Source organism: Aeromonas sp. R2-3 (genome assembly GCF_040908375.1).
GTDB lineage: Bacteria > Pseudomonadota > Gammaproteobacteria > Enterobacterales > Aeromonadaceae > Aeromonas > Aeromonas veronii.
On the sequence record NZ_JBFODP010000032.1, the window covers coordinates 543,377 to 567,783 of the forward strand.

A 24,407-nucleotide genomic window follows, 5' to 3' on the forward strand; every position below is an offset into this window, starting at 1 on the left:
AGGCTGTGCCAAGTTCAACCCTGATGAACACCTGCGCCATAGCCCTGTTCAAATACCCCATGACAACTGTCAGGTGAATACCATCTCCATACATGTTGTGATTACGATGGAACTGGATGTAAGCCTACTCCCCTGAATCACACGCATAAAAAAACCGGCGCCTTGGCGCCGGTTTTTGCTCACTACGTCTCGATTACAGAGAAGCGGTGAAGGTACGGGTGATGACGTCTTGCTGTTGCTCTTTGGTCAAAGAGTTGAAGCGAACGGCATAACCGGATACGCGGATGGTCAACTGCGGATATTTCTCCGGGTTTTCCATGGCGTCCAGCAGCATTTCACGGTTCATCACGTTAACGTTCAGGTGCTGACCACCCTCTACGTTGGATTCGTGGTGGAAGTAACCGTCCATCAGGCCAGCCAGGTTGGCTTTCTGGGCTTCCATATCTTTACCCAGTGCGTTCGGAACGATGGAGAAGGTATAGGAGATACCATCTTTAGCATAAGCGAACGGCAGCTTGGCTACGGAAGTCAGGGAAGCAACAGCACCTTTCTGGTCACGACCGTGCATCGGGTTTGCACCCGGGCCGAACGGAGCACCAGCACGACGGCCATCCGGGGTGTTACCGGTCTTCTTGCCATATACCACGTTGGAGGTGATGGTCAGAACAGACTGGGTAGCAACAGCACCACGGTAGGTGTTCAGCTTCTGAATCTTCTTCATGAAGCGCTCAACCAGGTCACAGGCGATATCATCGACGCGAGCGTCGTTGTTACCGAACTGCGGGTATTCGCCTTCGATTTCGAAGTCGATGGCAACGCCATCTTCGTCACGAATCGGCTTGACCTTGGCGTACTTGATGGCAGACAGGGAGTCAGCGGCTACGGACAGACCAGCGATACCACACGCCATGGTGCGATATACGTCACGGTCGTGCAGCGCCATCAGAGAGGCTTCGTAGCTGTACTTGTCGTGCATGTAGTGGATGATGTTCAGCGCAGCAACGTATTGCTTGGCCAGCCAATCCATGAAGTGGTCCAGACGATCCATTACGTCGTTGTAGTCGAGGTACTCGGACTTGACCATCTCGGTTTTCGGACCGACCTGGATCTTGAGCTTCTCGTCCATACCACCGTTGATTGCATACAGCATGGTCTTGGCCAGGTTGGCACGAGCACCGAAGAACTGCATCTGCTTACCAACGATCATCGGGGATACACAGCAAGCGATGGCGTAGTCATCGTTGTTGAAATCCGGACGCATCAGATCGTCGTTCTCGTACTGAACGGAAGAGGTCTCGATGGATACCTTGGCACAGTACTTTTTGAAACCGACCGGCAGCTTCTCGGACCACAGGATGGTCAGGTTCGGCTCAGGGGACGGGCCCATGGTGTACAGGGTGTTCAGCATACGGAAGCTGTTCTTGGTGACCAGAGTACGGCCGTCAACGCCCATACCAGCCAGGGTCTCGGTCGCCCACATCGGGTCGCCGGAGAACAGTGAATCGTATTCCGGAGTACGCAGGAAGCGAACCATACGCAGCTTCATGACCATGTGGTCCATCAGCTCCTGGGCTTCTTGCTCGGTGATCAGGCCTTTCTGCAGGTCACGCTCGATGTAGATATCCAGGAAGCTGGAGGTACGACCGAAGGACATGGCTGCACCGTTCTGGGACTTGACTGCCGCCAGGTAGGCGAAGTAGGTCCACTGTACGGCTTCTTTAGCGTTCTTGGCCGGTACGGAGATATCGCAACCGTACTTGGCAGCCATCACCTTCATCTGTGCCAGGGCACGGTGCTGCTCGGAGATCTCTTCGCGCAGACGGATGGTGGCTTCCAGGTTGACGCCGTTTTCCAGGTCGGCTTGCAGGGACTTGAACTGGGCCAGTTTGTCGGCCATCAGGAAGTCAACACCGTACAGAGCAACACGACGGTAGTCACCGATGATACGGCCACGGCCGTAGGCATCCGGCAGACCGGTGATAACACCAGACTTGCGGCAGTTCAGGATGTCTTTGGTGTAAACGTCAAACACGCCCTGGTTGTGAGTCTTGCGGTATTCGGTGAAGATCTTCTCGACCATCGGGTCCAGTTGACGACCGTACACTTCGCAAGAAGTTTTAACCATCTTGATACCGCCGTTGGCGATGATGGCGCGCTTCAGCGGCTTGTCAGTCTGCAGACCAACGATCTGCTCCAGGCTCTGATCGATATAACCGGCATCGTGTGCGGTAATGGTGGAGGGCAGGTCAGTATCAAAATCAACCGGCGCATGAGTGCGGTTCTCGATTTTGATCCCTTCCATGACCTTGTCCCACAGCTTGGTGGTCGCTTCGGTCGCGCCAGCCAGGAAGGACTCGTCACCTTCATACGGGGTGTAGTTCTTCTGGATGAAGTCACGGGTGTTGACAGAGGTCTGCCATTCACCGGCCGCGAAGCCTTCCCATGCTTTTTGGAACTGTTCGTTAAGTTCTGCCATTTTTCATTACCTCACACGGTATTGATGTAGTATCCCGCAATCATCCTTAATGATGACGACGGAAGATAAACCAGTAAGTCAGACCAACCATCACGCCACCACCGATGATATTGCCGATGGTCACGGGGATGAGGTTGTGTAGGACAAAGTTGGATACGGTCAGGTCAGCAAAGGTTGCCGGATCCTGGCCGATGGCCTGCCAAAATTCCGGACTAGCCACGCTGTGGATAGCGATACCAACCGGAATCATAAACATGTTTGCGATGCTGTGCTCGAAACCTGATGCAACGAACATGGCAACCGGCAGCAGCATAACCACTACCTTGTCAGTCGCGCTGCGGGCACCAAAGGCCATCCAGGCAGCAAGACATACCATCAGGTTACAGAGGATACCCAGCGCCACCGCTTCGAAGAAGGTGTGGTGAATTTTGTGTTGGGCCACTTTGAGGGCATTGAGACCCCACTGACCGTCTGCGGCCGTGTACTCGGCAGAAACGATGATCAGCGCCACCATCAGCAGACCGCCAATCAGGTTGCCGAAGTAGACCAGACCCCAGTTCTTGAGCAGCTGAGCCCAGCTGATGCGATTGGCAGCCTTGGCCACCAGCGTCAGGGTGGTGGAGGTGAACAGCTCGGCACCGAGCAGCACACAGAGAATAAGTCCGAGAGAGAAGCAGAGACCGCCCACCAGCTTGGCCATACCCCAAGGCATGGAGCCGGTTCCGGTCGTCACTGTGATGTAGAAGATAAATGCGATGGCGATGAAAGCGCCTGCGGTGATGGCCAGTGGAATGACCTTGTATGCCGGCTTGGTAGCCTTGGCATAGGTGATGTCTTCAGCCAGTGCAGCGATGGCTTCGGGCTTGAGACAATCGAATGGAGATTCAGCTTTCAATTATTTTCTACCTGAATGTTTTGCCTGTTGAAATCATAACAAAGGGCCAAATAGCCAAAATTGACATTGATCAAGTTTATCAGAGTGCGAATGTAATTTTACTACAAATATTTTAGTGCGATGGCTACGCCACTTTACACCAGGTATCAGCTGAAACAGAAATATCACATTTTTAATGCAATGATTTTAAAGAATTTATTTTCGATCATGGAAATATGGTATTGGCAAGATATCTTTGCAGATCGCCAGCACATCCCCTGCCCTGTCATCAACCCCCTTAGGGGTATTTTTTGTTTTTTATTTCATCTTTGAATAACAATCCCGTGCCTTGCCGCACGATAAACAGAAGGGGCCACTCGGCCCCTTCCTTTACAGCAACGATCACGCCCAGTGATGGGCTCGCTTGGCCTTCTGCAGCTTCTCGTAAGCCGCCAGCAGCTTCTGGTGCAGCGGGAACTGGGAGAGCGACAGGTCGGCCGCCTCCAGCCCGTGGAAGCGTGCTTCGCCAGTGGCGTTAGCCCATGCCTGTGCCAGCGTCTCTTCGCCATACATGCGAGTGAAGACGGCGCGATACTGCTCCGGATCCCGCTCCTCGTCGAGGAACAACTCGACGCAGGCACGCAGGGCGCGGTAGTAACTGGCACGCTCGGCAGTGAACACTGACTGGTTGAACTCCATGGTCCAATCGATGAGATCGAGAGCAGTCTCCAGCTCACCGGCGGCCAGCGCCAGCATGGCTTTCAGCTCGCCAACGCGCAGGGTGTGCAGCGCGGTACCCTTGGCAGCGGCGATGCCCAGCAGCTCGCGTACACGGGTACGCTCGTCGTGCCCCTCTTCATCCAGTTGATCAAACAACGCCATGTACTGCTCGGCATCCCAATCCAGTGATGGCAGTGCCAGGATCACTTCGCGCAGGTTGGCGCCCATATTGTTGTTGGCCAGCAGCAGATCTTCGGCCGGATAGATGTCGGACATGCCCGGCACCAGGATGCGGCAGGCGTAGACACCCAGATGCTCGTAGTCGGCGATATAGACCGGCTGCTCCAACTCGTGGAAGATGCCGATCAGGTGATCGAACTCCTCCTGCGAGGTGCCACGAAAATCCCAGTCGGCAAACTCGAAGTCCGCATCCTGCTTGAACAGGTCCCAGCTGATAAGGCCCGAGGAGTCGATGAAGTGGGTCTCGAGGTTGTGGTGATCCGCCACCTGCTCGTTGTCGAATGACGGCGGCACAAACACGTCGAGATCCTTGAGACCGCGGCCCTGCAGCAGCTCGGTGACGGTACGCTCGAAGGCCACTTCGAAGCGCGGGTGGGCACCGAAGGAGGCAAAGCAGGTGCCATTGCTCGGGTTGAGCAGCACCACACAGATGACCGGATAGCGGCCACCCAGAGAGGCATCGAAGCTGTAAATGGGGAAGCCTTCCGCTTCGAGGGCGGCGATGGAGGCGGCAATCCCCGGATAACGGGCAATGACCTCGTCCGGGATCAGCGGCAAGCTGATGGCCTCGGCGATGATCTTGTTCTTCACGTGGCGCTCGAACACCTCGGAGAGCGCCTGGGTGCGCGCTTCGGTCTTGGTGTTGCCGGCGCTCATGCCGTTGGAGACATAGAGGTTGCCGATGATGTTCATCGGGATGTAGACGGTCTCGTGATCGGACTGACGCTCGAACGGCAGGGCGACGATACCGCGCTCTTCGTTGTTTGACTGCAGATCCACCAGCATGTCGGCGGTCACTTCACCATCCGGGTTGTAAAACTTGCGGGTGAAGCTGTCGAGCAGACCGGCCGGGAACTGGTCACCCTCGATGGGGAACCACTTTTCGTTCGGGTAGTGAACGAAATCGCCGTTGGCGACCTGCTCGCCCAGATAGAAGTCGGCGAAGAAGTAGTTGGTGGAGAGACGCTCGAAATATTCGCCAAGGGCAGAAGCGAGGGCCGCCTTCTTGCTGGCACCCTTGCCGTTGGTAAAGCAGAGGGCGCACTCTTTGTCCCGAATATGCACCGACCAGACGTTCGGCACGGGGTTGAGCCAGGAGGCCTCTTCAATATCAAAGCCCAGAGCTTGCAGCTTGGTCTGGAAGCGTTCGATGGAGTCTTCCAGCGCCGCGTCCTTGCCGGGAATAAAAGTGTGGTCAGTCATCACGATATCCTGATTTTTATTGGCTCATGTTCGGCCGCAGATAATAGCAGGGGTCGGCGGCTTTGGCAGGACAAAAATCAGCAAACAGGGATGAGTCGCACGGTGAGAAACCGGCTTGCCCCCTCTCCCCCGCCACAAACAGCACGGGCCCGGGGATTGCCCGGGCCCGCTGGTTACGCGACGCGATAAACCGTCAGAGCTGCTTGCCCTGGCTGGCGATCACCTGGCTGTACCAGTGGAAGCTCGCCTTCTTGATCCGGCGAAGGGAGCCCCCCTGCTCGTCACGCTCCACATAGACGAAGCCGTAGCGCTTCTGGTAGCCGTTGAGCCAGCTCAGGATGTCGGTGAACGACCAGGCGCAGTAGCCGAGCAATTCCACCCCATCCTGCATCGCCTCCTGGCACGCCTTGACGTGGCTGCGCAGGTAATCGATGCGGTACTCATCGTTCACCTTGTCGCCCGCCTCCAGCTTGTCGAACTCGCCAAGGCCGTTCTCGGTGATCATCAGCGGCAGACCATAGCGGGAAGAGAGGCGACGCAACGCGATGCGCATCCCGGTCGGGTCGATGGCCCAGTCCCAGTTGCTGGTCTCAAGGTGCGGATTGGGTGCCGTCTTGTAGAGGCCGGGGATGCCGCTGGACGGGGTAGTGCCCTTCTTGCCGGTGGTGTTGATCCGCTGCAGGGTCTGACCGCCCAAGGGGTTATCTGTGTAGGTCAGGGTGTAGTAGTAGTTGACGCCGATGTAGTCGGGCGTCCCCTCTCGCAGCAACTCCATATCGCCCGGCAGGATCTCCGGCGCCTCGCCGTTTTCCCGCAAGTAAGCGAGCGCCGCCTGCGGATAGCGGCCGAAGCAGTAGGCATCCAGCCACCAGAGGTTGTTGAACTCCTCGGCGTTCTCGTAGGCCAGCATATCTTTCGGATCGCACGACGCCGGATAGGCTGGGGAGTAGGCAAAGCTCGGGCCGATGAGGCCATTTGGCACATGCTGGCGAAACGCCTTGATCACCCGGGCGTTGGCCAGAAACGCGATATGGTTGGCGGCAAAGAAGCGCTTGCGATCCTGCACGGCGGGCGGATGGGTGCCGAGCTGATAGGCGTTGGTCAGGTTGTAGTTCTGCTCGTTAAGCGACACCCAGTACTTCACCTTGCCGGCAAAACGCTGATAGAGGGTCACGCAGTAGCGCTCAAAATCCTCGATAATGCGTCGATCTTCCCAGCCGCCGTACTCATCCTGCAGCGCCTGCGGCAGATCCCAGTGATAAAGGGTCAGCACCGGTTCGATCTGGTGGGCCAAGAGGGTGTCGATCAGCTTCTCGTAGAAGGCCAGACCCGCCACGTTCACCTCACCGCGACCGGTGGGATAGATGCGTGGCCAGCTCACCGAGAAGCGGTAAGCCTTGAGCCCCATCTCGGCCATCAGCGCCACGTCCTCTTCCATGCGGTGGTAGTGATCCACCGCCACATCGCCGTTGCTCCCCTCAAAGGTCTTGCCCGGCAGCTTGGTGAAGAGATCCCACACCGAGGGCCCCTTGCCATCGGCATTCCAGCCCCCCTCCACCTGATAGGCGGCGGAGGCGGCGCCCCACAGAAAATCGCTCGGGAAGTCGTTGAACTTGTGGTGATGCATCTGGTGTTGCTCCTTCTGCGCTGATGGTGTCAGCCATCTCTGATAACTCGGCGCCCCCGTGCCGGGGCACCCGAAATGAATTGGCATAAGCATCCATCACTTCTAAAATTCCGTCCAATGACAAATATGACCACTCAACATTCCCAACAGGAATGAAAGGAGCCCTGATGGAGCTACGGGATCTGAAAGCCTTCGTCACTCTGGGGGAGGTGCTGCACTTCGGCCAGGCGGCGGTACGTCAGCACGTTACCCAGTCGGCCCTGAGCAAACAGATAAGGCGACTGGAGGAGGAGCTGGGCGGCGAGCTGTTCGAGCGCAACGCCAGCACCACTCGCCTCACCGGACTGGGCAGGGCGCTGTATGAAGATGCCCGCGCTGTGGTCATCCAGAGCGAGCAGCTCTCGCGCACCGCCCGCGACGTGCTGGCGGGCAATGTCGGCACCCTGCGCATCGGCTTTGGCGTGGCCACCAAAATCCTGGTGCCCGCCGCCATCGCCCGTTTTCGCGCCGAGCGGCCGCAAGTGACCATAGAGCTCAACGATCTCTCTACCCACCACCAGCTGCTGGCGCTGAGTGAAGGCAAGCTGGATCTCGGTTTTTGCCGCCTGCCCGCCCCCAAGGGGTGGCACGCCCTGCCAGTGGTCGAAGCACACTTTGTCGCCGTGCTGCCCGCCAGCTACCGCGATGTGAGGGAGTTGGCGGATCTGGTGGACAAGCCGCTGGCGATCCTCCGTCGGGACAAGGCCCCGTCGTTTTACGATCACCTGATGAACTATCTGGCCCAGAGCGGGCTGCGTTTTCGCGATATCCAGTACGTCAACGACTTTGCCGCTGGCGTCGCCACCGCGGCAGCAGAGATCGCCTGGACCCTGGTCCCCTCCTCCACCACCATAGAGCACCCGGATGTGCTCACCCTCCCCTTGAGAGACGGGGAAGCCTGTTGGACCATTGGCCTTATCCGTCCGCCCCACAGCAAGGGGCCCTTGATCGATGCCTTCTGGGCAACCATCGCCGATATGACGCCAAGATAGACACGCCCTTGGCAAACCTTGGCAAACCGCAGATGGCGGCAACGCATCAACGATAGCGTTCGACGATACGCGCCAACTCGCCGCTTTGTCGCAGCTGTTGCAGGGCACGGTTGAACTCGGTTATCCGGGTATTGAAGCGGGAGTGCTTGCCGATGCAGAGATTGAACGGGGTAGAGGCAAGCTGCAGCGGCACCTCGACCACCTGCCCGGACAATCCCAGCTGGTTGAGTTTGAAACGTGCCACCAGTGGGTCGGTCACCATCAGGTCCCCCCGACCCGCCGCCAGCATTTTGAAAACATTATCGACATTGATGGTGTGATGAACGGTGAAGCCCGCCAGGTTCTCCTTGCCCCAGCCGTTACCGAAATAGTCGAGAAAGGTAAGTGATTTGAAGTCGCTCAAGCGGCTGGCACGCTGAAAATCGCTCATCCGGGGGTGGCCAAGCCGGGTAAATACCGTCAAAACCGTCGTGGTAACGGGCTCCTCCACCACCAATGTGTAAGAGCGGCGCTCCCGGGTGGCGATGGTGACAAAGCCATCGGCCTGCGCCATCCGCACCAGTTTTTGCGCCCGTTGCCACGGATAACCTTCATGGCGCACCCGCAGCCCCATCTGCGCTGCCACCCGATCCATCACGTCTATCATCAGCCCGCGCATCCTGCCCTGTTCGTCACGCCACGAATATGGGGCAAAGTCGTCAAAGTAGACCATCTTCAACTCGGCCGCTGGCGCCGCCCATGCACTCTGCCACATCAGCAATCCCCACAGGATTGCGCTCCCCAGACTGACTCTCATGGCCGCGACTCCATCCACTTCTGCCAACTCTGAGCCTAGTGCAAAGCGGGCTGCGGCAAGGTTCAGGATCCAGTGGAAAAGTGGCCAACGAAAAAAGAGAGAGGAAGCAATGGCTTCCCCTCTCTCGTTCGTTTGTCAGCACGCCACCTTACCGATGGCGGTCACGGCTAGCCGGTTACGCCAGCTCGGCCCGCAGCGCCTTGGTGGCATCGACCATCACCTTGAGGGCGGCCTCAGTCTCTTCCCAGCCCCGGGTCTTGAGGCCGCAATCCGGGTTGACCCAGAGCCGCTCGGCCGGGATCTGCTTGGCCGCCTTGCGCAGCAACCCCTCAATCCAGCTCTGGCTCGGCACGTTCGGCGAGTGGATGTCGTAGACGCCCGGGCCAATCTCGTTGGGGTAGTTGAAGCGTTCGAACGCTTCGAGCAGCTGCATCTGGCTGCGGCTGGTCTCGATGGTGATCACATCCGCATCCAGCGCCGCCACCGCCTCGATGATGAGGTTGAAGTCGCTGTAGCACATGTGGGTGTGGATCTGGGTGCGGTCCGCCACCGGGCTTGCGCTCAGACGGAAGGCGCGCACCGCCCAGTCGAGATAGGCCTGATGATCCTGCTTGCGCAGGGGCAAGCCTTCGCGGATCGCCGGTTCGTCGATCTGGATGATCTTGATGCCGGCGGCTTCCAGATCTGCCACCTCGTCGCGAATGGCCAGCCCGATTTGCAGGGCGGACTGCTCGCGGCTCACATCTTCCCGCGGGAAGGACCAGCAGAGGATGGTCACAGGGCCAGTCAGCATCCCCTTCACCGGCTTGTCGGTCAGGCTCTGGGCAAATCGGGTCCATTCGAGCGTCATGGGAGTCGGGCGGTCAATATCGCGGGTGATCACCGGCGGCTTGACGCAGCGGGAGCCATAGCTCTGTACCCAACCGAAGCGGGTGATGGCAAAGCCATCCAGCAACTCACCGAAATACTCCACCATGTCGTTGCGCTCAGCCTCACCATGTACCAACACATCCAGCCCGATGGCCTCCTGACGCGCGATGGCATCGCGGATCTCGGCCTTAATGCCAGCCTCGTAGGCACTGTCATCGATGCGACCGGAGCGCCAATCCTGCCGCAACACCCGGATCTGGGAGGTCTGCGGGAAGGAGCCGATGGTGGTGGTGGGCAGCAGCGGCAGCTTGAGATCCGAGCGCTGCAGCTCGGCCCTGACCGGATAGGGGCTGTGGCGATCAAAATCGCTGTTGGTGAGGCTGGCGAGCCGTGACTGCACCGCTTTTTTGTGCACCCGGCTGTCGGATTCCCGATCCACGATGGGCTGGCTGTAGGCGGTGATTTTGTCGAGCTCGCCCCCATCCAGATACTCTCTGAGCAGTCCCAACTCGAAACATTTTTGCAAGGCGAAGGCGAACCAGCTGCGGGTCTGGGGATCCAGCTCCTGCTCCAGAGTCAAATCCACCGGGCTGTGCAGCAATGAGCAGGATGAGGCCACCCAGAGCCGCTCGCCGAGCTTGGCTTTCAGTGCCTTCAGAGTCGGCGCCAGCTTGGCCAGATTGGCACGCCAGACGTTGCGGCCGTTGATCACCCCGGCTGAGATGACCCACTGGGCGGGCAGATGCGGCAACAGGGTCTCCAGCTGCTCGGGGGCGGCCACCAGATCCAGATGCAGGCCATCTACCTTGAGGCTAGTGATGATGTCGCGCTGATGGGCCACCGAGCCGAAATAGGTGGTGAGCAACAGCTTGCAGGGGCCGCTCAAGCGCTCGTAGGCGTTGAGGTAGGCCAGCCGCCACTCGTCCGGCAAGTCCAGCGTCAGCGCAGGTTCATCGATCTGTACCCACTCCACTCCCTGGGCGGCCAACTTGGCCAGGATCTCCTGATAGACGATGAGCAGGCGATCGAGCAGTTCAAGGCGGGAGAAGCCGCTCTCTTTCTCCTTGCCGAGCCACAGATAAGAGACCGGTCCCAGCAGCACCGCCTTGACCGGCAGCCCCAGTGCTTTGGCCTCTTCCACCTCGTCAAACAGCTGGCTCCAGCCCAGCTTGAAACGCTGATCACGGCTGAATTCCGGCACCAGATAGTGATAGTTGGTGTTGAACCATTTGGTCATCTCGGCGGCGGCCGCCGCTGGGCCGGTCGGCGCACGGCCCCGAGCCACCCGGAACAGGGTGTCGAGATCGGTCTCGCCATGGCGGTGACGGGCAGGCACCGCATCCACCAGCAGGCTGGTACCGAGCACCTGATCGTACCAGGCAAAGTCACCCACCGGCAGCAGATTGACCCCGGCTCCGTGCTGGGCCTGCCAGTGGCGCTCACGCAGCGTCTTGCCCACGGCAACGAGTTCGGCCTGAGTGGTCTCGCCACGCCAGTAGGATTCGAGGGCAAATTTCAGCTCGCGCTTGGCGCCGATACGGGGGAAACCTAGGGTGTGTGCTCGTGTCATAGGTTCATTTCCTTATGCTCATTCATCTGATGGGAAACTGGATGATTTAGCCATCCAGATGTTTACACATCCAAAATGACAAGATAAGGTGACGCTGGCTATTGAATCCTCTTCAACTGGCTCTCAAATAATCCTCAACTGACCGCCAATCAGGTTCACCGCGAGGATACAGAGGCCGATTTTTACAGGTGCAAGAGGTGCCGCAGTCAAGAAGCGCAGCAGGCCACCGCCGGCCGCAACCTCAGCGCCATACGCAATCTCACAAGGAGCCATCTTATGGCAGTGCCAAGCAATGCGGGGATAGAGATCAAACACTTGAAAACATTGACCGCGCTGGCCGAGCAGGGCTCGCTGGCCGGTGCGGCGCTGACCCTCAACCTCACCCAGTCCGCCCTCTCCCACCAGCTCAAAGAGCTGGAGACCCGCCTCAATCTGGAGCTTTACCTGCGCAAAAGCCGCCCGCTGGTGCTGACCGCGGCAGGCAGCCAGCTGCTCGCCCTCGCCCGTCAGGTACTGCCCGCCCTGGCCCAGACCGAGAAGCAGTTGCAGGCCTTGCAGAGCGGCGATGCGGGCAGGCTGCATCTGGCGCTCGATTGCCACAGCTGCATCCAGTGGCTGCTGCCGCTATTGCCCGATTTTCGCCGCCAGTGGCCTGGGGTAGATCTGGAGGTGGAGTCGGTGCCGGGCTTTGATGCCATCAATGCCCTGCTAGGCGGCCAGCTCGACCTGCTGCTCACCTCGGACGTGCAGGCCCGCGGCGATCTCCACTTCGAGCCGCTGTTTGCTTTTGATCTGACTCTGGTGATGGCACCGGATCATCCCCTCTGCCACCGGAGCCACATCGAGCCGGGCGATCTGGGGGCGGAGGTGCTGCTGGTCTATCCGGTGGAGCGCAGCCGCATGGATATCTTCAGCCGCTTTTTGCAACCCGCCGGGGTGGAGCCCGCCCGCTGCAAGCCGGTGGACAACACCTCGGTGATGCTGCAGATGGCCGCCGCCGGCCTCGGCGTCGCCGCCTTGCCACGCTGGGCCAGCGACGAGTTTGTCAGACAGGGGATGCTCTGCGCCCGCCCCCTCGGCAGCGGTATCCGTCGCCATATGTACGGCGCGGTGCGGGCCGCCGATCGGGATCAAGCCTGCCTGCAGAGCCTGTTCGAGCGCATTCGCCGCAAGATGGAGGGATAGCCCTCCTCAGCGTGGCCGACCGACCTCTGCCAGCAGTGCAGGCAACTGCACCTTGATAAAGTCGATGAGGGCCCTGACCGCCGGTGACAGACCGCGCCGCGCGGGATAGAGCATCACCAGCTTGCCATCTTTGGGACGCCACTTGGGCAGCAGTTGTTGCAGCCGCCCATCCGCCAGCTCATTCACGCAGGCGTAAAGTGGCAAGCCCACCATCCCGAGCCCCGCCAGCGCCGCCTGCTTGAGAGTTTGCACATTGTCGCTGCGCAGCAGCACATTGACCGCTACCTCCTCACTCTCCCCACTATCGTGCCGTAGCCGCAGCAGGTCAGCCTGACGCTCCAGCGAGCTGAAAAGCAGGACATCTTCTCCCTCCAGCTGGCGCGGATGCATCAGTGCACCGTGGCGGGAGAGCCACGCCGGGGTCGCCAGCACGCCCCACTGCACCGTACAAAGCGGTACCTGCACCAGACTGGAGGGGGGCTGCTCGAAGGCCACCCCGCGGATCACCACATCCAGCCCCTCCTCCAGCAGATCCACCTGCCGATTGCTGGCTTGCACGGCGAGCCTCACCTTGGGGTATTGGGCCATGAAAGCGGGCAACAAGCGGGCGAGCAGCGCATCGGCGATGGTAATGGGCACGCTGATCCGCACCAGACCGCTCGGCTCCTGCTGCCGTTGCCGCACAGCCGCCTCTCCCGCCTGCGCCTCGGCCAGCATCGCCTGACAGTGGCGATAGAGCACCTCACCGGCATCGGTCAGGCTGAGCTGGCGTGAGGTACGTTGCAGCAGCCGGGTATCCAGCCGCTCCTCCAGCAGCCGGATCCGGCGCGAGATCCGCGACTTGGGCACGCCAAGCGCCCGCGCAGCGGCAGTGAATCCCTGTCGCTGCACCACATGGGTGAAGAGATAGAGATCATTCAAATCAAGTTCCAGTGGTGTCATCGGGCAGCCTTGGTCAGGGTGAGGTGCATTCGTATCGTTCCATCAATAGAACAATAAGAACCTATTTCACCAGATTGTCGCCATTTTTGCAGCCATCATAATGGCCCTGTCCCCATCAGACGGTTGCTGCGCGGGCAATCCGCCCCACCAGCAAGGGCCGTTTGACTGTTCCGATATCACAAGGAGTTCACCATGAAACTGCGACAAATCTGCTCTGCCACCCTGCTCGGTCTGGCGACCCTGACCGCCACGCTGGCCACCACAGCGACACCGGCCATGGCCGCCGAGGCTGCCAGCCATCCGACTGTATCACCCAACCGCTATCTGGAGATGCTCTCCCGAGACAATGCGGTACTGCTGCTGGTCGACCATCAGGTCGGCTTGCTGAGCGGCGTGCGCGACACCACGGTGGGCGAGCTCAAACACAACGTGGTGGCGCTGGCCAACGCCGCCCGCGCCCTCGGCGTGCCGGTGATCGTGACCGCTACCATGCCCGATGGCATGTGGGGCCCCACCATGCCCGAACTGACCAGTGCCCTGCCGGATGTGAAGGTGATCAACCGCACCGTCATCAACGCCTGGGACGATCCCGCCGTGCGCGCCGCCATTGAGAAGACCGGCCGCAAACAGCTGCTCATCGCCGGAGTATCGCTCGAGATCTGCGCCAGCTTCCCGGCTCTCTCTGCCAAGGCTGCCGGCTATGATGCCCGGGTGGTGCTCGATGCCTCCGGCACCTTCAACGAAGCCAAGCGCACCACGGGTCTGCAACGCTTGCTGGGGGCCGGTATCCCGGTCACCGACTACGCCTCTGCCGCAGTCGAGATGCTGCGCAGCAACGTCGACCCCAAGGCGCACGATGTCTACAACGCCCTCGACATGCCTTTCGCCACCCTGGTGTGGCAGATGCAAGAGGGTGCCAAGAAGTCGTAACTCGCCCCGCCTTCGGTCAGATGACCGAAGGCTTCTTTTGTCTTCAAGAGGTTATATCGATGACCAGACGCCTGACTCTCTCCGCCCCCGTCAAGGGCCAACCGCTACGCATTGGCAGCGGCTTTGCAGCCAGCCATTTTGGCGAACACTTTTTTAACGGTCTGATAGACCCCGTGGTGATGGTGGATCACTTCCAGATGACCGCCCCCACCTTCGAGCCCCATCCCCATGCCGGGATCTCTGCCGTCACCTATCTGTTCGAGGATTCGACGAGCCCCCACGTCAACTACGACTCCCTCGGCAATCAGGGCCCCATCGAACCGGGCGCGCTCCACTGGCTGGCGGCCGGGCGCGGGGCCGTACATACCGAGCAGCCGGAAGGGGCATCGCCCTATGTCCACGCCCTGCAAATCTTCGTCAACCTGCCTGCCCGTCAGAAGATGGCGTCGCCTTTTGCCGTCCACGCAGCCGCAGCCACCATCCCCGAGTTTCATGGCGAAGGGGTGCGAGTACGGGTGGTCGCAGGCCACAGCAACGGGATAACGGCACCACACTCGGTAGAACTGCCCCAACCCTTTACCCTGCTCGATGGCCATTGCGCGCCTGGCAGCCGCTTCACCCATCTGCTGGCGACAGGCTGGAATGCCATGATCTATCCCCTGACCGGATCGCTGACCCTGCAGGCGGAGGGAGAGCGGCACCTCATCCCGGCAGGTCACGGGATGGGTGTCAGCCTCTCTGTCGATGGCGGCGAGGCGGTGGCTCTGCAGTTTGAGGCCACCGAGCCATGCCACTTCGTGCTGCTCTCAGGCCAGGCGCTCAATGAACCCCTGGTCAAACATGGCCCCTTCGTCATGAACAGCCACGACGCCATTGCAGATCGGCTGCATGCCTATCAGCGCGGCGAATTTGGTCAGCTCAACGATGAGTGGCTGCGCAACGGCCAATATCGGCCATGAGCACGCTCGCTGGCCACCAGCCACAAAGCACGCGCTGGCCTCTGGTCTTCCTCGCCATTTTTGCCGGTGCCAGCGGCGCCCTCTGCCTTGGCAAAGTGCCCGCCGTACTCGGCATACTGCGCAGCGAGCTGGGGCTGACACTGGTCGAAGCCAGCTATCTCGCCTCGGCTTTCAATACGCTGGCGATCCTCTTCAGCCTCTTTCTCGGCCTGCTGCTGACTCGCTGGAGTGGGCGGCAAACCGGGGTTGTCGGGCTACTGGTTATCGTCACAGGCGGGGCGTTGGCACTGCCCGCCACTGGGCTTACCATGATGCTGCTGTCGCGTATTGTCGAGGGGATTGGCTTTTTGCTGGTCTCGGTGGCCATGCCCGCCTTTATCGTGGCGGTGACCCGGGAGGAGGATAAACGGCTGGCCATAAGCCTGTGGGCAGTCAACCTGCCTCTCGGGGCGGCGGCGGGTATGCTGCTCACCCCCTGGCTCACGGCGCAAGGTGGCTGGCGACTGGCCTGGCTGATCCTGATGGCTCTGCAACTCTCTGCCCTGCTGCTTCTGCTCGCCAGTCGCTCAGCAGATAAACTGCGGGTCTGGGCATCCCAAAACTCGATCAACTCGGGCCACCCGCTACGCCAACTGACGGTGCTCCGGCAGAAGGCACTCTGGCGCTACGGGTTGGCGTTCACGCTCTACAGCCTGATGCTCTGGGCGCTCTTTGTCTGGCTGCCAACCATGTTGCAAGGCAGCCCCGGGATTGGCCAAAGCCAGATCGCCCTGCTTTCGGCGCTGGCGGTGGTCGCCAATATTCCCGGCAACCTGATGGGGGCATGGCTGCTGCGCCGGGGCGTGGCACGAGATCGGCTCATCAGCTGGGCACTGGGCCTGATGGCACTGTGCGGCATGCTCGCCTTCTGGCCCGGCCTGTCGCCGTGGTGGGCCTATGGACTCTGCCTCACCCTCTCCCTTTCGGGTGGCATGGCGCCGCCGGCGATCCTCTCGTCTGCGCAGGGAGTGAGTCAGGGGCCGGTGCAACTGGCCATCGTGCAGGGCTTTTTTGTCCAGCTCGCCAACTTCGGTCAGCTGCTGGGCCCCCTGTTGCTGGCGGCCCTGATGACGGACAGCGGCCATTGGGGAAGCGCTCGCTGGCTCTTTCTGGGCGGCTTGCTGCTGGTCGCGCTACTCTATGCCGCGGGCCACCTGCCGGGCTTAAGCATGGCTGTAAAACAGGCTCGATCGCATTCTCGGCAAGATGGAAGATGACGAATAGAGAGGGAAACATCACAGTTATCGCAGGGAATGCTGGCCGGACAAGAGGCTGTTCAGTATGTTAACTGTTTAATTTTGCTTAACGGTAGCCACCATGTCTCAAGTCGATCTCAATCTCTTTCGCGTCCTCGATGCGGTGATCCGCTATGGTGGTGTCACCACGGCCGCCGAGATGATGGAGATGACCCCCTCGGCCATCAGTCAGGCCATCAGCCGCCTGACCACCCTGGTGGGTGAGCCGCTGTTTGTCCGCCAGGGACGCGGCATCACCCCCACGGCGCGAGCGCTCAGTCTGCACCACGAGATCATGGTGCCGCTGCACGACATGGAGCGCAGCCTGCAACGCACCGATCTCTTTGATCCCCAGACCAGTCGGCGCACCTTTCGCATCGCGGGGGTGCCCGATATCGATATCTTCTTCCTGCCGGAGCTCAACAACCTGTTGCAGACCCAAGCCCCCAACTGTCAGCTGGAGTGGAACACCCAGGTGCAGGACGAAGCCCTGCGCCAGAACAGCCTCTATCTGCACAGCGTTGATCTGGTGCTGGCCACCAAGCCGATGGCAGAGCAGGGGATCGAAAACGAGCAGATCATGTCCCAGGCCCTGCGCATCGCCTGCCGCAAGGATCACCCCAGGATCCGCCAAGCCCCCGACATGGCCACCTTCTTCAACGAAAAGCATGTGGTATTGCAAACCAGGCGGCTCGACAGCTTGCTGCTAAACACCCTGACCAAGGCGCCGCTGCCGCCGCGCCAGATTGCCTACGAGAGCGACTCCCTGCTCACCGCCCTTCATCTGGTGAGTCGTACCGACTGGCTCTGCGTCGCCAGCCAGTGGCATATGGAGAAGCTGGGGCAAGCGCTGGATCTGGCCAGCTATCCCCTCCCCTGGCTCTCGGAGGATTGCCCCGTCTACATGAGTTGGCACAAGAGCTCCGGTCAGGATACCGGGCTTAATTGGCTCAAAGACCAGGTGCGGGCCGTCAGTTCTTTTTAAGTATACTTAACAGTCAAGCATGCCCATCTTCTCATGCGGGCTATCGATCTTCTCGACAAACCGCCTTATGGATAATTCCCCTTCAGGATAATCGGGGGCCTTTTCTCAACCATTAAGGCGCAGCTCATGACGACATCGTCGTGCCGAAGTAGCTGCGCAGCGCCTCCACCACCCGTCGCACCTTCTCCGGGATCTCCCGCTGCGGCGTGATGGCGTGGATCTCCATCGGCTGCACCCGAAAACCGGGCAACAGTTCGAGCAGACGCCCCTGCGCCAGATCCTCGCCAATTTCTCCCTCCGGTTGCAGCGAGATCCCCTGCCCCGCCAGCGCAAACTGGCGCAGGGGCAACACGTTATTGCAGAGCACCTTGGCCTTGAACCTCACCCTGTGCTCGCCCCCCTTTTCATCCTGCAGCAGCAAACCGTTGCCCAGCATGTCGCCGCAGAGCCAGTCGTGAGTGGCCAGATCGGCGGGCGTGCGCGGCGTCCCCTTGCGCGCCAGATAGGCGGGCGCAGCGCAGAGCAGCATCCGGGTCTGCCCCAGTTTGCGGGCCACCAGGGTCGAGTCAGGCAAGGTGCCGACCCGCAGCGCCACGTCGATCCGCTCGGCAATCAGATCCCGCTTCTCGTCGTCGGCGATGATCTGGATGGTGAGGCCGGGATGGGCCTGCAACAGCGGCGAGAGGGCCAGAGCCAGCGGCTGGCCCGCCATCCCCACCGGGGCAGTGATCCGCACTTCCCCGAGCAGGGCGTCGCGCACCTCCGAGAGGCGCAGCTCGGTCTCGCTCAGAGTCTGCTGCAACGCCCGGCACCCTTGCCACACCACCTCTCCCGCCTCGGTCAGACTGAGACGACGGGTGGAGCGATGGAGCAGGGGCAGTCCGAGCAGGCTCTCCAGCTGGCTGATATGCTGACTGACGGCGGAGGGGGTCATGCCAAGGGATTTGGCCGCCCCTGTCATGCTGCCCGCTTCCACCACAGCGGCGAAGATGGCGTAACGTCTGAGCTGTTCCATTATTAAATCCAGCTTATAAGTGAATGCATTTTTGAGGTGATTATTAAATCATAAATGGCGGCGTAGGATAGCCCCATTCCAACAGTGAAGGAGAGTTCCCCATGAAGATTGCCCTGATCGGTGCCAGCGGTTTTGTCGGTTCAGCCATCCTGAACGAGGCCATCAGCCGCGGCCATCACGTCACCGCCATCGTCCGCGATGTCAGCAAGGTGGCCGCCCATCCGCAGGTCACCGCCGTGGCGGTGGATGCCCAAAACCCGCAGGCATTGGCCGAGGTGCTCAAGGGGCACGATCGGGTGATCAGCGCCTACAACCCGGGCTGGACCACACCGGATATCTACGACCAGTACCTCAAGGGCGCCAACGCGATCGTCGCAGCAGCCAAAGCGGCCAACAGCTGGCTGCTGGTAGTAGGTGGCGCCGGCAGTCTGGAGGTTGCCCCCGGCGTGCAACTGGTGGATACCCCTGAGTTTCCGGCCGAGTGGAAACAGGGGGCGCTGGCGGCCCGCGACGGTCTCACCGCCCTGCGTCGTGAAACCACCCTCGACTGGCGCTTTGTCTCTCCCCCGGTGTTCCTCGAACCGGGCGAGAAGCGCGGCGGCTATCGGATTGGTGGCGATCAGGTGCTCTTTAGCGGCGAACAGCCTGCCGGGATCACCGCCGGAGATCTGGCCGACGGCGTGCTGAACGAAGTGGAAAAACCGGCTCACCAGCGCCAGCGCTTTACCCTGGGTTACTGAGAGCCAGCAGGCGGTTAAGGCCAGAATGCACGGTCACTCACCTACGCCCCCGGTCAGGTGAACACCCGCTCAACCAGAAGGGAGGCATCCGCCTCCCTTCTGTTTTGGCCATTTTCTGTTTTGGTCATTTTTGCCACTGGCAGCTTGCCTCTGGTTATCACTCTCCCCCTCATCATTGTCCCTTTACCCCACAATGGCTGCGCAAAAAACCTTCAGCCCATCAGACACCGAATTCCATTTCGAATTTTGTATATAACTAAGAATAATTTGTTGTTTCCGTCTTATAACACCGAACAGTAGCATCCCCTTCATTCCAGATGGCGCCACACCGCAGCGCATACCGCCACACTGTCGCGCCATCCCGTTTGCCGCTTATCAGGTCTGCCAACAGCGGAGGCAGTGCAAGAGATGGCGCCAGAGATAACGAAAGAGTGAGGAGGTGCACATGGAACATTCACCACTGCCGATCATCGATCTGGCTGCCCTCAACGGGGCGCCCGAGGTACGTCGCCCTATGCTGGCCAGGCTGGCCGCAGCCGCCCGCGACGTCGGCTTTTTCTATCTGACAGGACATGGCCTGAGTGACGCCGAGCAGCGGGAAACCCTGACGCTGGCAGAGCGCTTCTTTGCTCTGCCGGAGCAGGAGAAACTGGCGGTGCAGATGGTCAACAGCCCCCACTTTCGCGGCTACAACCGGGTCGGTGCCGAGCAGACCCGTCAGCGGCCGGATCTGCGAGAGCAGTTCGATATCATGAACGAAGCGCAAGCCCTGCCTGCGGCGCAGATCCGTGAACCCTGGCAGCGGCTGATCGGCCCCAACCAGTGGCCGACCGCCCTGCCCGAGATGAAAGGCCATCTGCTGGCGTGGCAGGAGCGGCTGAGCGATATCACCCTCACCCTGCTGGCCGCTTTTGCCGAGGTGCTGGAGCAACCGGCCAACGTGTTTGACGACAGTATTCGCGGCGCCCCCTACCAACACATGAAGCTGATTCACTACCCAGGGCAAGAGGCGGGTGGCAGCAGTCAGGGGGTCGGCGCCCACAAAGATCCTGGCTACCTGACGCTGGTGATGCAGGACAATCACTCGGGGCTTGAGGTCGAGACGGCCGACGGCTGGATCTCCGCGCCCCCCCTGCCGGGAGCGCTGGTGGTCAATATCGGCGAGCTGCTGGAGCTAGCCTCCAACGGCTATCTCAAGGCGACCCTGCATCGGGTGGTAAGCCCGCCGCCCGGTGTCTCGCGCCTCTCCTGCGCCTTCTTTATGGCGGCGCGGCTCGATGCCACCGTGCCACTGCTCACCCTCTCCCCCGCGCTGGCAGCGCAGGCGCAAGGGCCGGAGAGTGACCCGGCCAATCCGCTCTTCTATCAGGTGGGGGAGAATGTGCTGAAAGGGCGACTGCGCTCCCACCCGGATGCGGCGGCGCGGCACTATGGGCCGGTGGAACCAACTCGCCTCCCGCGCACTGAAAGCGAAGCGATAACGGCCTAAGCAGCGTAAAGATCCCTAGGCGGGTATATGCATAAGTCACAAGCCGCATGCACATACCCGCGCTGACAAAAACAACAAGCAACGAACAACAAAACAAGTCATGGCCAGAGCCTGGCCATCACGGAGCAACACGATGAAATTCAAGACCATGAGCGTACACAGCGGCCAGCGGATCGACCCACAGACCGGTGCCCTCACCACCCCGCTCTACCAGAGCAGCACCTTCAGCTACTTCAACGCTCAAGCGGGCAAGGATCGTTTCGCAGGTCAGGCCCCTGGCTTTATCTACAGCCGCTTTGGCAACCCCACCACCGCCGAGCTGGAGCAGAAGCTGGCGGCGCTGGAAGGTGCCGATGAAGCGCTGGTGGTGGCGAGCGGCATGGCGGCGGTGAGCTCCATCATGTATGCGCTGGCCGACAGCGGCGATGAGGTGGCCTATATCGGCCCGCTCTACGGCGGCACCGATGCGTTCTTGAAGCAGACTTTCAGCCGTGCCGGCATCAAGGTCACCGCCTACGAGAGCGATCGGGATCTGCTGGCCAACATCCGCCCTGCTACCAAGGTGGTACTGTTCGAAACCCTGACCAACCCCACCCTCAAGGTGGTGGATCCGCGGCTGGTGGTGGAAGCGGCCCGCAAGGTGGGCGCCATTACGGTATGTGACAACACCTTCCTCACCCCCTACCTGCTGCGTCCGCTGGAACTCGGGGTCGATGTAGTGATGCACAGCGGCACCAAATATCTGGGCGGCCACGGCGACATCATCGCCGGGGTGGTGGCGGGCTCTCACGCCCTGATGAAGTCGATCCGCACCGTGGCCCTCAAGCATATCGGCTCCCCCATCGGCCCGCAGGAGGCCTACCTGCTGCAGCGCGGTGTCAAGACCCTGCCGCTGCGGATGGATGCCCACCTGCACAATGCGCAGAAAGTGGCCGAGTTTCTGGCGGCACATCCGGCGGTGAAGAAGGTGATCTACCCGGGGCTTGCCAGCCATCCGGGCCACGATGCCCTCGGCGCCTTCGCCAGCGGCTTTGGCGGCATGGTGAGCATCGAGCTGGAGGGCGGGTTTGAGCGCTGCGCCACCCTGCTCGACAACCTGCAGCTATTCGTGCAGGCGGTGAGTCTGGGGGATCTCGAGAGTCTCGCTTGCCATCCGGCCAGCACCACCCACGCCGCCATGGACGAGGCGAGCCGCCTCGCCGCCGGGGTCAACGACGACCTCATCCGCTTCAGCATCGGGGTGGAAGATGCGGACGATCTGATCGCCGATCTGGCCGCCGCGCTGGCGCAGATCTAACCGGGCGCGCTTTTACTCGCCGACAAAACAGCGGCGAGTGAAATGCCCCAAACACAACAACGGCCCATCAAGGGCCGTTGTTGTTTGGTGCGCGATGGAAAAATGGGATTTACTCCTCCCACACCACCACTTGGGATGAGGGCCAGCGATCCCCGACCTGGGCGTACTTTTGTTCCAGCAGGTGACGCTTGATCTTCATGGTGGGGGTCAGCACACCGTTCTCGATATTCCAGGGGGTTTTCACTACCAGAATGCCGCGGATCTTGGCGTGGGATTCCAGCTGATCGTTGACCCGAACCCGCGCCGCTTCCAGTCTGGCGTTGACCTCCTCCCGATTGCCTTTCATGGCACTCTCGGCCAGCTGCACCAGCGCAATGGGCTGCGGCATGCCGTAACCAATCACGCAGAGCTGTTCGATGATGGGTTCCTGCCCCAGCAGTCCCTCGATGGGCACCGGCGCCACATACTTGCCCTTGGCGGTCTTGAACACATCCTTCATCCGGCCGGTGATGGTGAGATAACCCTCCTTGTCCAGCTTGCCCATGTCACCGGTGTGCAGCCACCCCTCGGCATCGATGGCCTCGGCGCTGTGCTCGGGATCCTTGTAGTAACCCAGCATCATCCCTTCGCAGCGGCAGAGGATCTCCCCCTCGTCAGAGATCTTGATGGTCACTCCGATCCCCGCCTTGCCGACGGTGCCGATCTTGTCGGCGCGGAACGGGTAGTTGATGGTGGAGTAGGCGTGGTTCTCGGTCATGCCCCAAGCTTCAGTCACCTTGAGGCCGATGCTCAGATACCACTCAAGCAGCGCAGGAGAGACAGGCGCGGAGCCGCAGCCGAGTACTCGGGCCTGATCCAGTCCCAACCCCTTTTGCAGCTTGCGTTTGATAAGGCCTGAGATAAGCGGGATCTTGAGCAGCAACGCCAGTTTGTTCTGGGGCAGCTTCTCGTGGATCTTGATGCGGAACATGGCCCACAGCCGCGGCACCGAGATAAAAACGGTGGGACGGCAGCGTTTGACATCTTCAATAAAGGTGTCGAGGGATTCAGGGAAGGCGATGGTAGCACCGCCATAGAGGCTGCCGCCGTAGATGTAGACACGCTCGGTAATATGGGCCAGCGGCAGGTAGGAGAAGCCCCGATCGGCCTGGCTCAGGCTAACCGTCTCCACCAGCTTCTCGCACGACCAGGCGTAACGCTCAACGCTCAGCATGGCCCCTTTCGGCTTGCCGGTACTGCCGGAGGTGTAGACCAGACTCAGCAGGGAGTCAGGGGCCTGCACCGGGCTGTCAGGGATCGGCTCATGCGCCTCCAGCAGATCGTCCCACTGGTGGCTGGCCGGCATGGTGTCATAGGGGAAGGCGATGCGCAGCAGATCGGCGGGTACGCCCGCCTCCTGACTCTTCCAGTCATCCAGCTTGCCGACGAAGATCGCCTTGGCCTCGCTGTGGCGCAGCACATATTCGATGGTGTCGACGTTGGCAGTCGGGTAGATGGGCACGCTCACGTATTGCCCCATCTGCATCGCGAGATCGGCGATAAACCACTGGGCGCAGTTCTTGGAGAGCAGCGCCACCTTGTCACCGGCCACCAAACCGAGGTGACGCAAGGCCGTCACCATCCGCCGCGCTTCATCGGCCACTTCACCCCAGGTGAAATCGACATATTCGCGGTTGATGGTTTGACGCAGGTAGGTTCGATCAGGACACTGCCGCTCCCAGTGATAGAGCATCTCGAGCGGCAGTTTATTGGCAATGCGTGAGGAGGAGGCCATAGTTTAATCCCTGAAACAAAAGGCGAAACTTATTATTAACCTTTCACTAACTTCAGGGGAAGGATAAACTCAAACTTCAGTTTGAATTGTGTATCCGATCAAGCTTCTGCATCTTGTTGCAAACGACTCCACATCGCCTGCACCAGTTTTTCATCCTCTTCAGAAAGCTCACCTTGCAAGATCGCCTCGTTGAGGCTGCGCAGCACATAGCTCTTGACGTCCCGCACCAGGGTCTTGCCTTCCAGCTCGGCCCGGGCAACGGCCAATGAGATATGACCTCGCAGGTAACCCCCCGCAAACAGCTCATCGTCGGTCGCGGTGGCAACCATGCTGTCGATCAGTCCCAACAACTTGTGCTCAAAATCGTGAATCGTCATGTAACGCAGCCTCATTTGCGGCAAAAAATTCGG

Annotated in this window: 19 protein-coding genes; 9 read left to right on the forward strand and 10 right to left on the reverse strand. The window is 60.5% G+C overall.

Annotated elements, in window-relative coordinates; all coding sequences use genetic code 11:
- Positions 1 to 193: 193 nt before the first annotated feature.
- The 4 genes from pflB to AB5Z02_RS20040 all read right to left on the reverse strand — a co-directional run bounded on the left by pflB (position 194) and on the right by AB5Z02_RS20040 (position 7,140).
- Complete coding sequence (gene pflB / locus AB5Z02_RS20025) at positions 194 to 2,476, reverse strand: formate C-acetyltransferase (protein WP_005352571.1); 2,283 nt, start codon at positions 2,474 to 2,476, stop codon at positions 194 to 196.
- 46 nt (positions 2,477 to 2,522) lie between these two features.
- A complete protein-coding gene (focA, locus tag AB5Z02_RS20030) occupies positions 2,523 to 3,371 on the reverse strand; it encodes a formate transporter FocA (protein ID WP_005333620.1) in 849 nt (282 codons plus the stop codon).
- A gap of 381 nt (positions 3,372 to 3,752) precedes the next feature.
- Positions 3,753 to 5,513 carry a 30S ribosomal protein S12 methylthiotransferase accessory factor YcaO gene (ycaO, locus tag AB5Z02_RS20035; protein WP_005352574.1) on the reverse strand — a complete coding sequence of 587 codons (1,761 nt, stop codon included), beginning with the start codon at positions 5,511 to 5,513 and terminating at the stop codon, positions 3,753 to 3,755.
- Between the two features lie 193 nt (positions 5,514 to 5,706).
- On the reverse strand, positions 5,707 to 7,140 hold the full coding sequence (locus AB5Z02_RS20040; RefSeq protein ID WP_368216812.1) for a glycoside hydrolase family 1 protein: 1,434 nt from the start codon (positions 7,138 to 7,140) through the stop codon (positions 5,707 to 5,709).
- Positions 7,141 to 7,307: 167 nt separating this feature from the next.
- On the opposite strand from AB5Z02_RS20040, the gene AB5Z02_RS20045 reads away from it, so the two are divergent.
- Positions 7,308 to 8,171: a LysR family transcriptional regulator gene (locus tag AB5Z02_RS20045; RefSeq protein ID WP_021231364.1), complete on the forward strand. Its 864-nt coding sequence runs from the start codon at positions 7,308 to 7,310 to the stop codon at positions 8,169 to 8,171.
- A 46-nt stretch (positions 8,172 to 8,217) separates the two neighbouring features.
- Here AB5Z02_RS20045 and AB5Z02_RS20050 read toward each other — a convergent pair whose 3' ends face one another.
- Together AB5Z02_RS20050 and metE are read right to left on the reverse strand one after the other, a co-directional pair.
- The gene (locus AB5Z02_RS20050; RefSeq protein ID WP_120414108.1) at positions 8,218 to 8,967 is read right to left on the reverse strand and encodes an ABC transporter substrate-binding protein; all 750 of its coding nucleotides are present in this window, start codon (positions 8,965 to 8,967) and stop codon (positions 8,218 to 8,220) included.
- A 175-nt stretch (positions 8,968 to 9,142) separates the two neighbouring features.
- Positions 9,143 to 11,407 (reverse strand): 5-methyltetrahydropteroyltriglutamate--homocysteine S-methyltransferase, encoded by a 2,265-nt coding sequence (gene metE, locus AB5Z02_RS20055; protein WP_236353610.1) that lies wholly within the window; start codon positions 11,405 to 11,407, stop codon positions 9,143 to 9,145.
- A gap of 276 nt (positions 11,408 to 11,683) precedes the next feature.
- Between metE and AB5Z02_RS20060 the strand changes: the two genes are divergently transcribed.
- A complete protein-coding gene (locus tag AB5Z02_RS20060) occupies positions 11,684 to 12,592 on the forward strand; it encodes a LysR substrate-binding domain-containing protein (protein WP_088869376.1) in 909 nt (302 codons plus the stop codon).
- A 6-nt stretch (positions 12,593 to 12,598) separates the two neighbouring features.
- Here AB5Z02_RS20060 and AB5Z02_RS20065 read toward each other — a convergent pair whose 3' ends face one another.
- Positions 12,599 to 13,534, reverse strand: a complete 936-nt coding sequence (locus tag AB5Z02_RS20065; RefSeq protein WP_368216813.1) for a LysR substrate-binding domain-containing protein — start codon at positions 13,532 to 13,534, stop codon at positions 12,599 to 12,601.
- 192 nt (positions 13,535 to 13,726) lie between these two features.
- On the opposite strand from AB5Z02_RS20065, the gene AB5Z02_RS20070 reads away from it, so the two are divergent.
- The 4 genes from AB5Z02_RS20070 (at position 13,727) to AB5Z02_RS20085 (ending at position 17,682) form a co-directional block, all read left to right on the forward strand.
- Entirely contained in the window at positions 13,727 to 14,464 is a 738-nt protein-coding gene (locus AB5Z02_RS20070) for an isochorismatase family protein (RefSeq protein ID WP_201913729.1), read from the forward strand.
- Between the two features lie 59 nt (positions 14,465 to 14,523).
- Positions 14,524 to 15,423, forward strand: coding sequence for a pirin family protein (locus AB5Z02_RS20075; protein WP_368216815.1), 900 nt, complete (start codon positions 14,524 to 14,526; stop codon positions 15,421 to 15,423).
- On the forward strand, positions 15,420 to 16,679 hold the full coding sequence (locus AB5Z02_RS20080) for a CynX/NimT family MFS transporter (RefSeq protein WP_368216817.1): 1,260 nt from the start codon (positions 15,420 to 15,422) through the stop codon (positions 16,677 to 16,679). The genes AB5Z02_RS20075 and AB5Z02_RS20080 overlap by 4 nt, the downstream gene beginning before the upstream one ends.
- Positions 16,680 to 16,779: 100 nt before the next feature.
- Complete coding sequence (locus tag AB5Z02_RS20085; RefSeq protein WP_005352600.1) at positions 16,780 to 17,682, forward strand: LysR family transcriptional regulator; 903 nt, start codon at positions 16,780 to 16,782, stop codon at positions 17,680 to 17,682.
- Between the two features lie 124 nt (positions 17,683 to 17,806).
- Here AB5Z02_RS20085 and AB5Z02_RS20090 read toward each other — a convergent pair whose 3' ends face one another.
- Positions 17,807 to 18,697, reverse strand: coding sequence for a LysR family transcriptional regulator (locus AB5Z02_RS20090; RefSeq protein ID WP_139731009.1), 891 nt, complete (start codon positions 18,695 to 18,697; stop codon positions 17,807 to 17,809).
- A 101-nt stretch (positions 18,698 to 18,798) separates the two neighbouring features.
- Between AB5Z02_RS20090 and AB5Z02_RS20095 the strand changes: the two genes are divergently transcribed.
- From AB5Z02_RS20095 to AB5Z02_RS20105, 3 genes are all read left to right on the forward strand, one after another.
- Positions 18,799 to 19,437 carry an NAD(P)-dependent oxidoreductase gene (locus AB5Z02_RS20095; protein ID WP_021231373.1) on the forward strand — a complete coding sequence of 213 codons (639 nt, stop codon included), beginning with the start codon at positions 18,799 to 18,801 and terminating at the stop codon, positions 19,435 to 19,437.
- Positions 19,438 to 19,882: 445 nt separating this feature from the next.
- Positions 19,883 to 20,926, forward strand: coding sequence for an isopenicillin N synthase family dioxygenase (locus tag AB5Z02_RS20100; protein ID WP_368216819.1), 1,044 nt, complete (start codon positions 19,883 to 19,885; stop codon positions 20,924 to 20,926).
- 133 nt (positions 20,927 to 21,059) lie between these two features.
- A complete protein-coding gene (locus AB5Z02_RS20105) occupies positions 21,060 to 22,223 on the forward strand; it encodes a PLP-dependent aspartate aminotransferase family protein (protein WP_368216820.1) in 1,164 nt (387 codons plus the stop codon).
- A gap of 109 nt (positions 22,224 to 22,332) precedes the next feature.
- On the opposite strand, the gene AB5Z02_RS20110 is transcribed toward AB5Z02_RS20105, so the two are convergent.
- A complete protein-coding gene (locus AB5Z02_RS20110; RefSeq protein ID WP_005333638.1) occupies positions 22,333 to 23,997 on the reverse strand; it encodes an AMP-binding protein in 1,665 nt (554 codons plus the stop codon).
- 98 nt (positions 23,998 to 24,095) lie between these two features.
- Positions 24,096 to 24,374 (reverse strand): YfcL family protein, encoded by a 279-nt coding sequence (locus AB5Z02_RS20115; protein ID WP_005333639.1) that lies wholly within the window; start codon positions 24,372 to 24,374, stop codon positions 24,096 to 24,098.
- Positions 24,375 to 24,407: the final 33 nt, after the last annotated feature.

Excerpts from the sequence above, each read along its gene's own strand:
- AB5Z02_RS20110 (WP_005333638.1), bottom strand. The coding sequence starts at position 23,997 with ATGGCCTCCTCCTCACGCATTGCCAATAAACTGCCGCTCGAGATGCTC.
- ycaO (WP_005352574.1), bottom strand. The coding sequence starts at position 5,513 with ATGACTGACCACACTTTTATTCCCGGCAAGGACGCGGCGCTGGAAGAC.
- metE (WP_236353610.1), bottom strand. The coding sequence starts at position 11,407 with ATGACACGAGCACACACCCTAGGTTTCCCCCGTATCGGCGCCAAGCGC.
- AB5Z02_RS20045 (WP_021231364.1), top strand. The coding sequence starts at position 7,308 with ATGGAGCTACGGGATCTGAAAGCCTTCGTCACTCTGGGGGAGGTGCTG.
- AB5Z02_RS20085 (WP_005352600.1), top strand. The coding sequence starts at position 16,780 with ATGTCTCAAGTCGATCTCAATCTCTTTCGCGTCCTCGATGCGGTGATC.
- AB5Z02_RS20090 (WP_139731009.1), bottom strand. The coding sequence starts at position 18,697 with ATGGAACAGCTCAGACGTTACGCCATCTTCGCCGCTGTGGTGGAAGCG.
- AB5Z02_RS20040 (WP_368216812.1), bottom strand. The coding sequence starts at position 7,140 with ATGCATCACCACAAGTTCAACGACTTCCCGAGCGATTTTCTGTGGGGC.
- AB5Z02_RS20060 (WP_088869376.1), top strand. The coding sequence starts at position 11,684 with ATGGCAGTGCCAAGCAATGCGGGGATAGAGATCAAACACTTGAAAACA.
- AB5Z02_RS20115 (WP_005333639.1), bottom strand. The coding sequence starts at position 24,374 with ATGACGATTCACGATTTTGAGCACAAGTTGTTGGGACTGATCGACAGC.
- AB5Z02_RS20100 (WP_368216819.1), top strand. The coding sequence starts at position 19,883 with ATGGAACATTCACCACTGCCGATCATCGATCTGGCTGCCCTCAACGGG.
- AB5Z02_RS20105 (WP_368216820.1), top strand. The coding sequence starts at position 21,060 with ATGAAATTCAAGACCATGAGCGTACACAGCGGCCAGCGGATCGACCCA.
- AB5Z02_RS20050 (WP_120414108.1), bottom strand. The coding sequence starts at position 8,967 with ATGAGAGTCAGTCTGGGGAGCGCAATCCTGTGGGGATTGCTGATGTGG.
- AB5Z02_RS20070 (WP_201913729.1), top strand. The coding sequence starts at position 13,727 with ATGAAACTGCGACAAATCTGCTCTGCCACCCTGCTCGGTCTGGCGACC.
- AB5Z02_RS20080 (WP_368216817.1), top strand. The coding sequence starts at position 15,420 with ATGAGCACGCTCGCTGGCCACCAGCCACAAAGCACGCGCTGGCCTCTG.
- AB5Z02_RS20065 (WP_368216813.1), bottom strand. The coding sequence starts at position 13,534 with ATGACACCACTGGAACTTGATTTGAATGATCTCTATCTCTTCACCCAT.
- pflB (WP_005352571.1), bottom strand. The coding sequence starts at position 2,476 with ATGGCAGAACTTAACGAACAGTTCCAAAAAGCATGGGAAGGCTTCGCG.
- AB5Z02_RS20075 (WP_368216815.1), top strand. The coding sequence starts at position 14,524 with ATGACCAGACGCCTGACTCTCTCCGCCCCCGTCAAGGGCCAACCGCTA.
- AB5Z02_RS20095 (WP_021231373.1), top strand. The coding sequence starts at position 18,799 with ATGAAGATTGCCCTGATCGGTGCCAGCGGTTTTGTCGGTTCAGCCATC.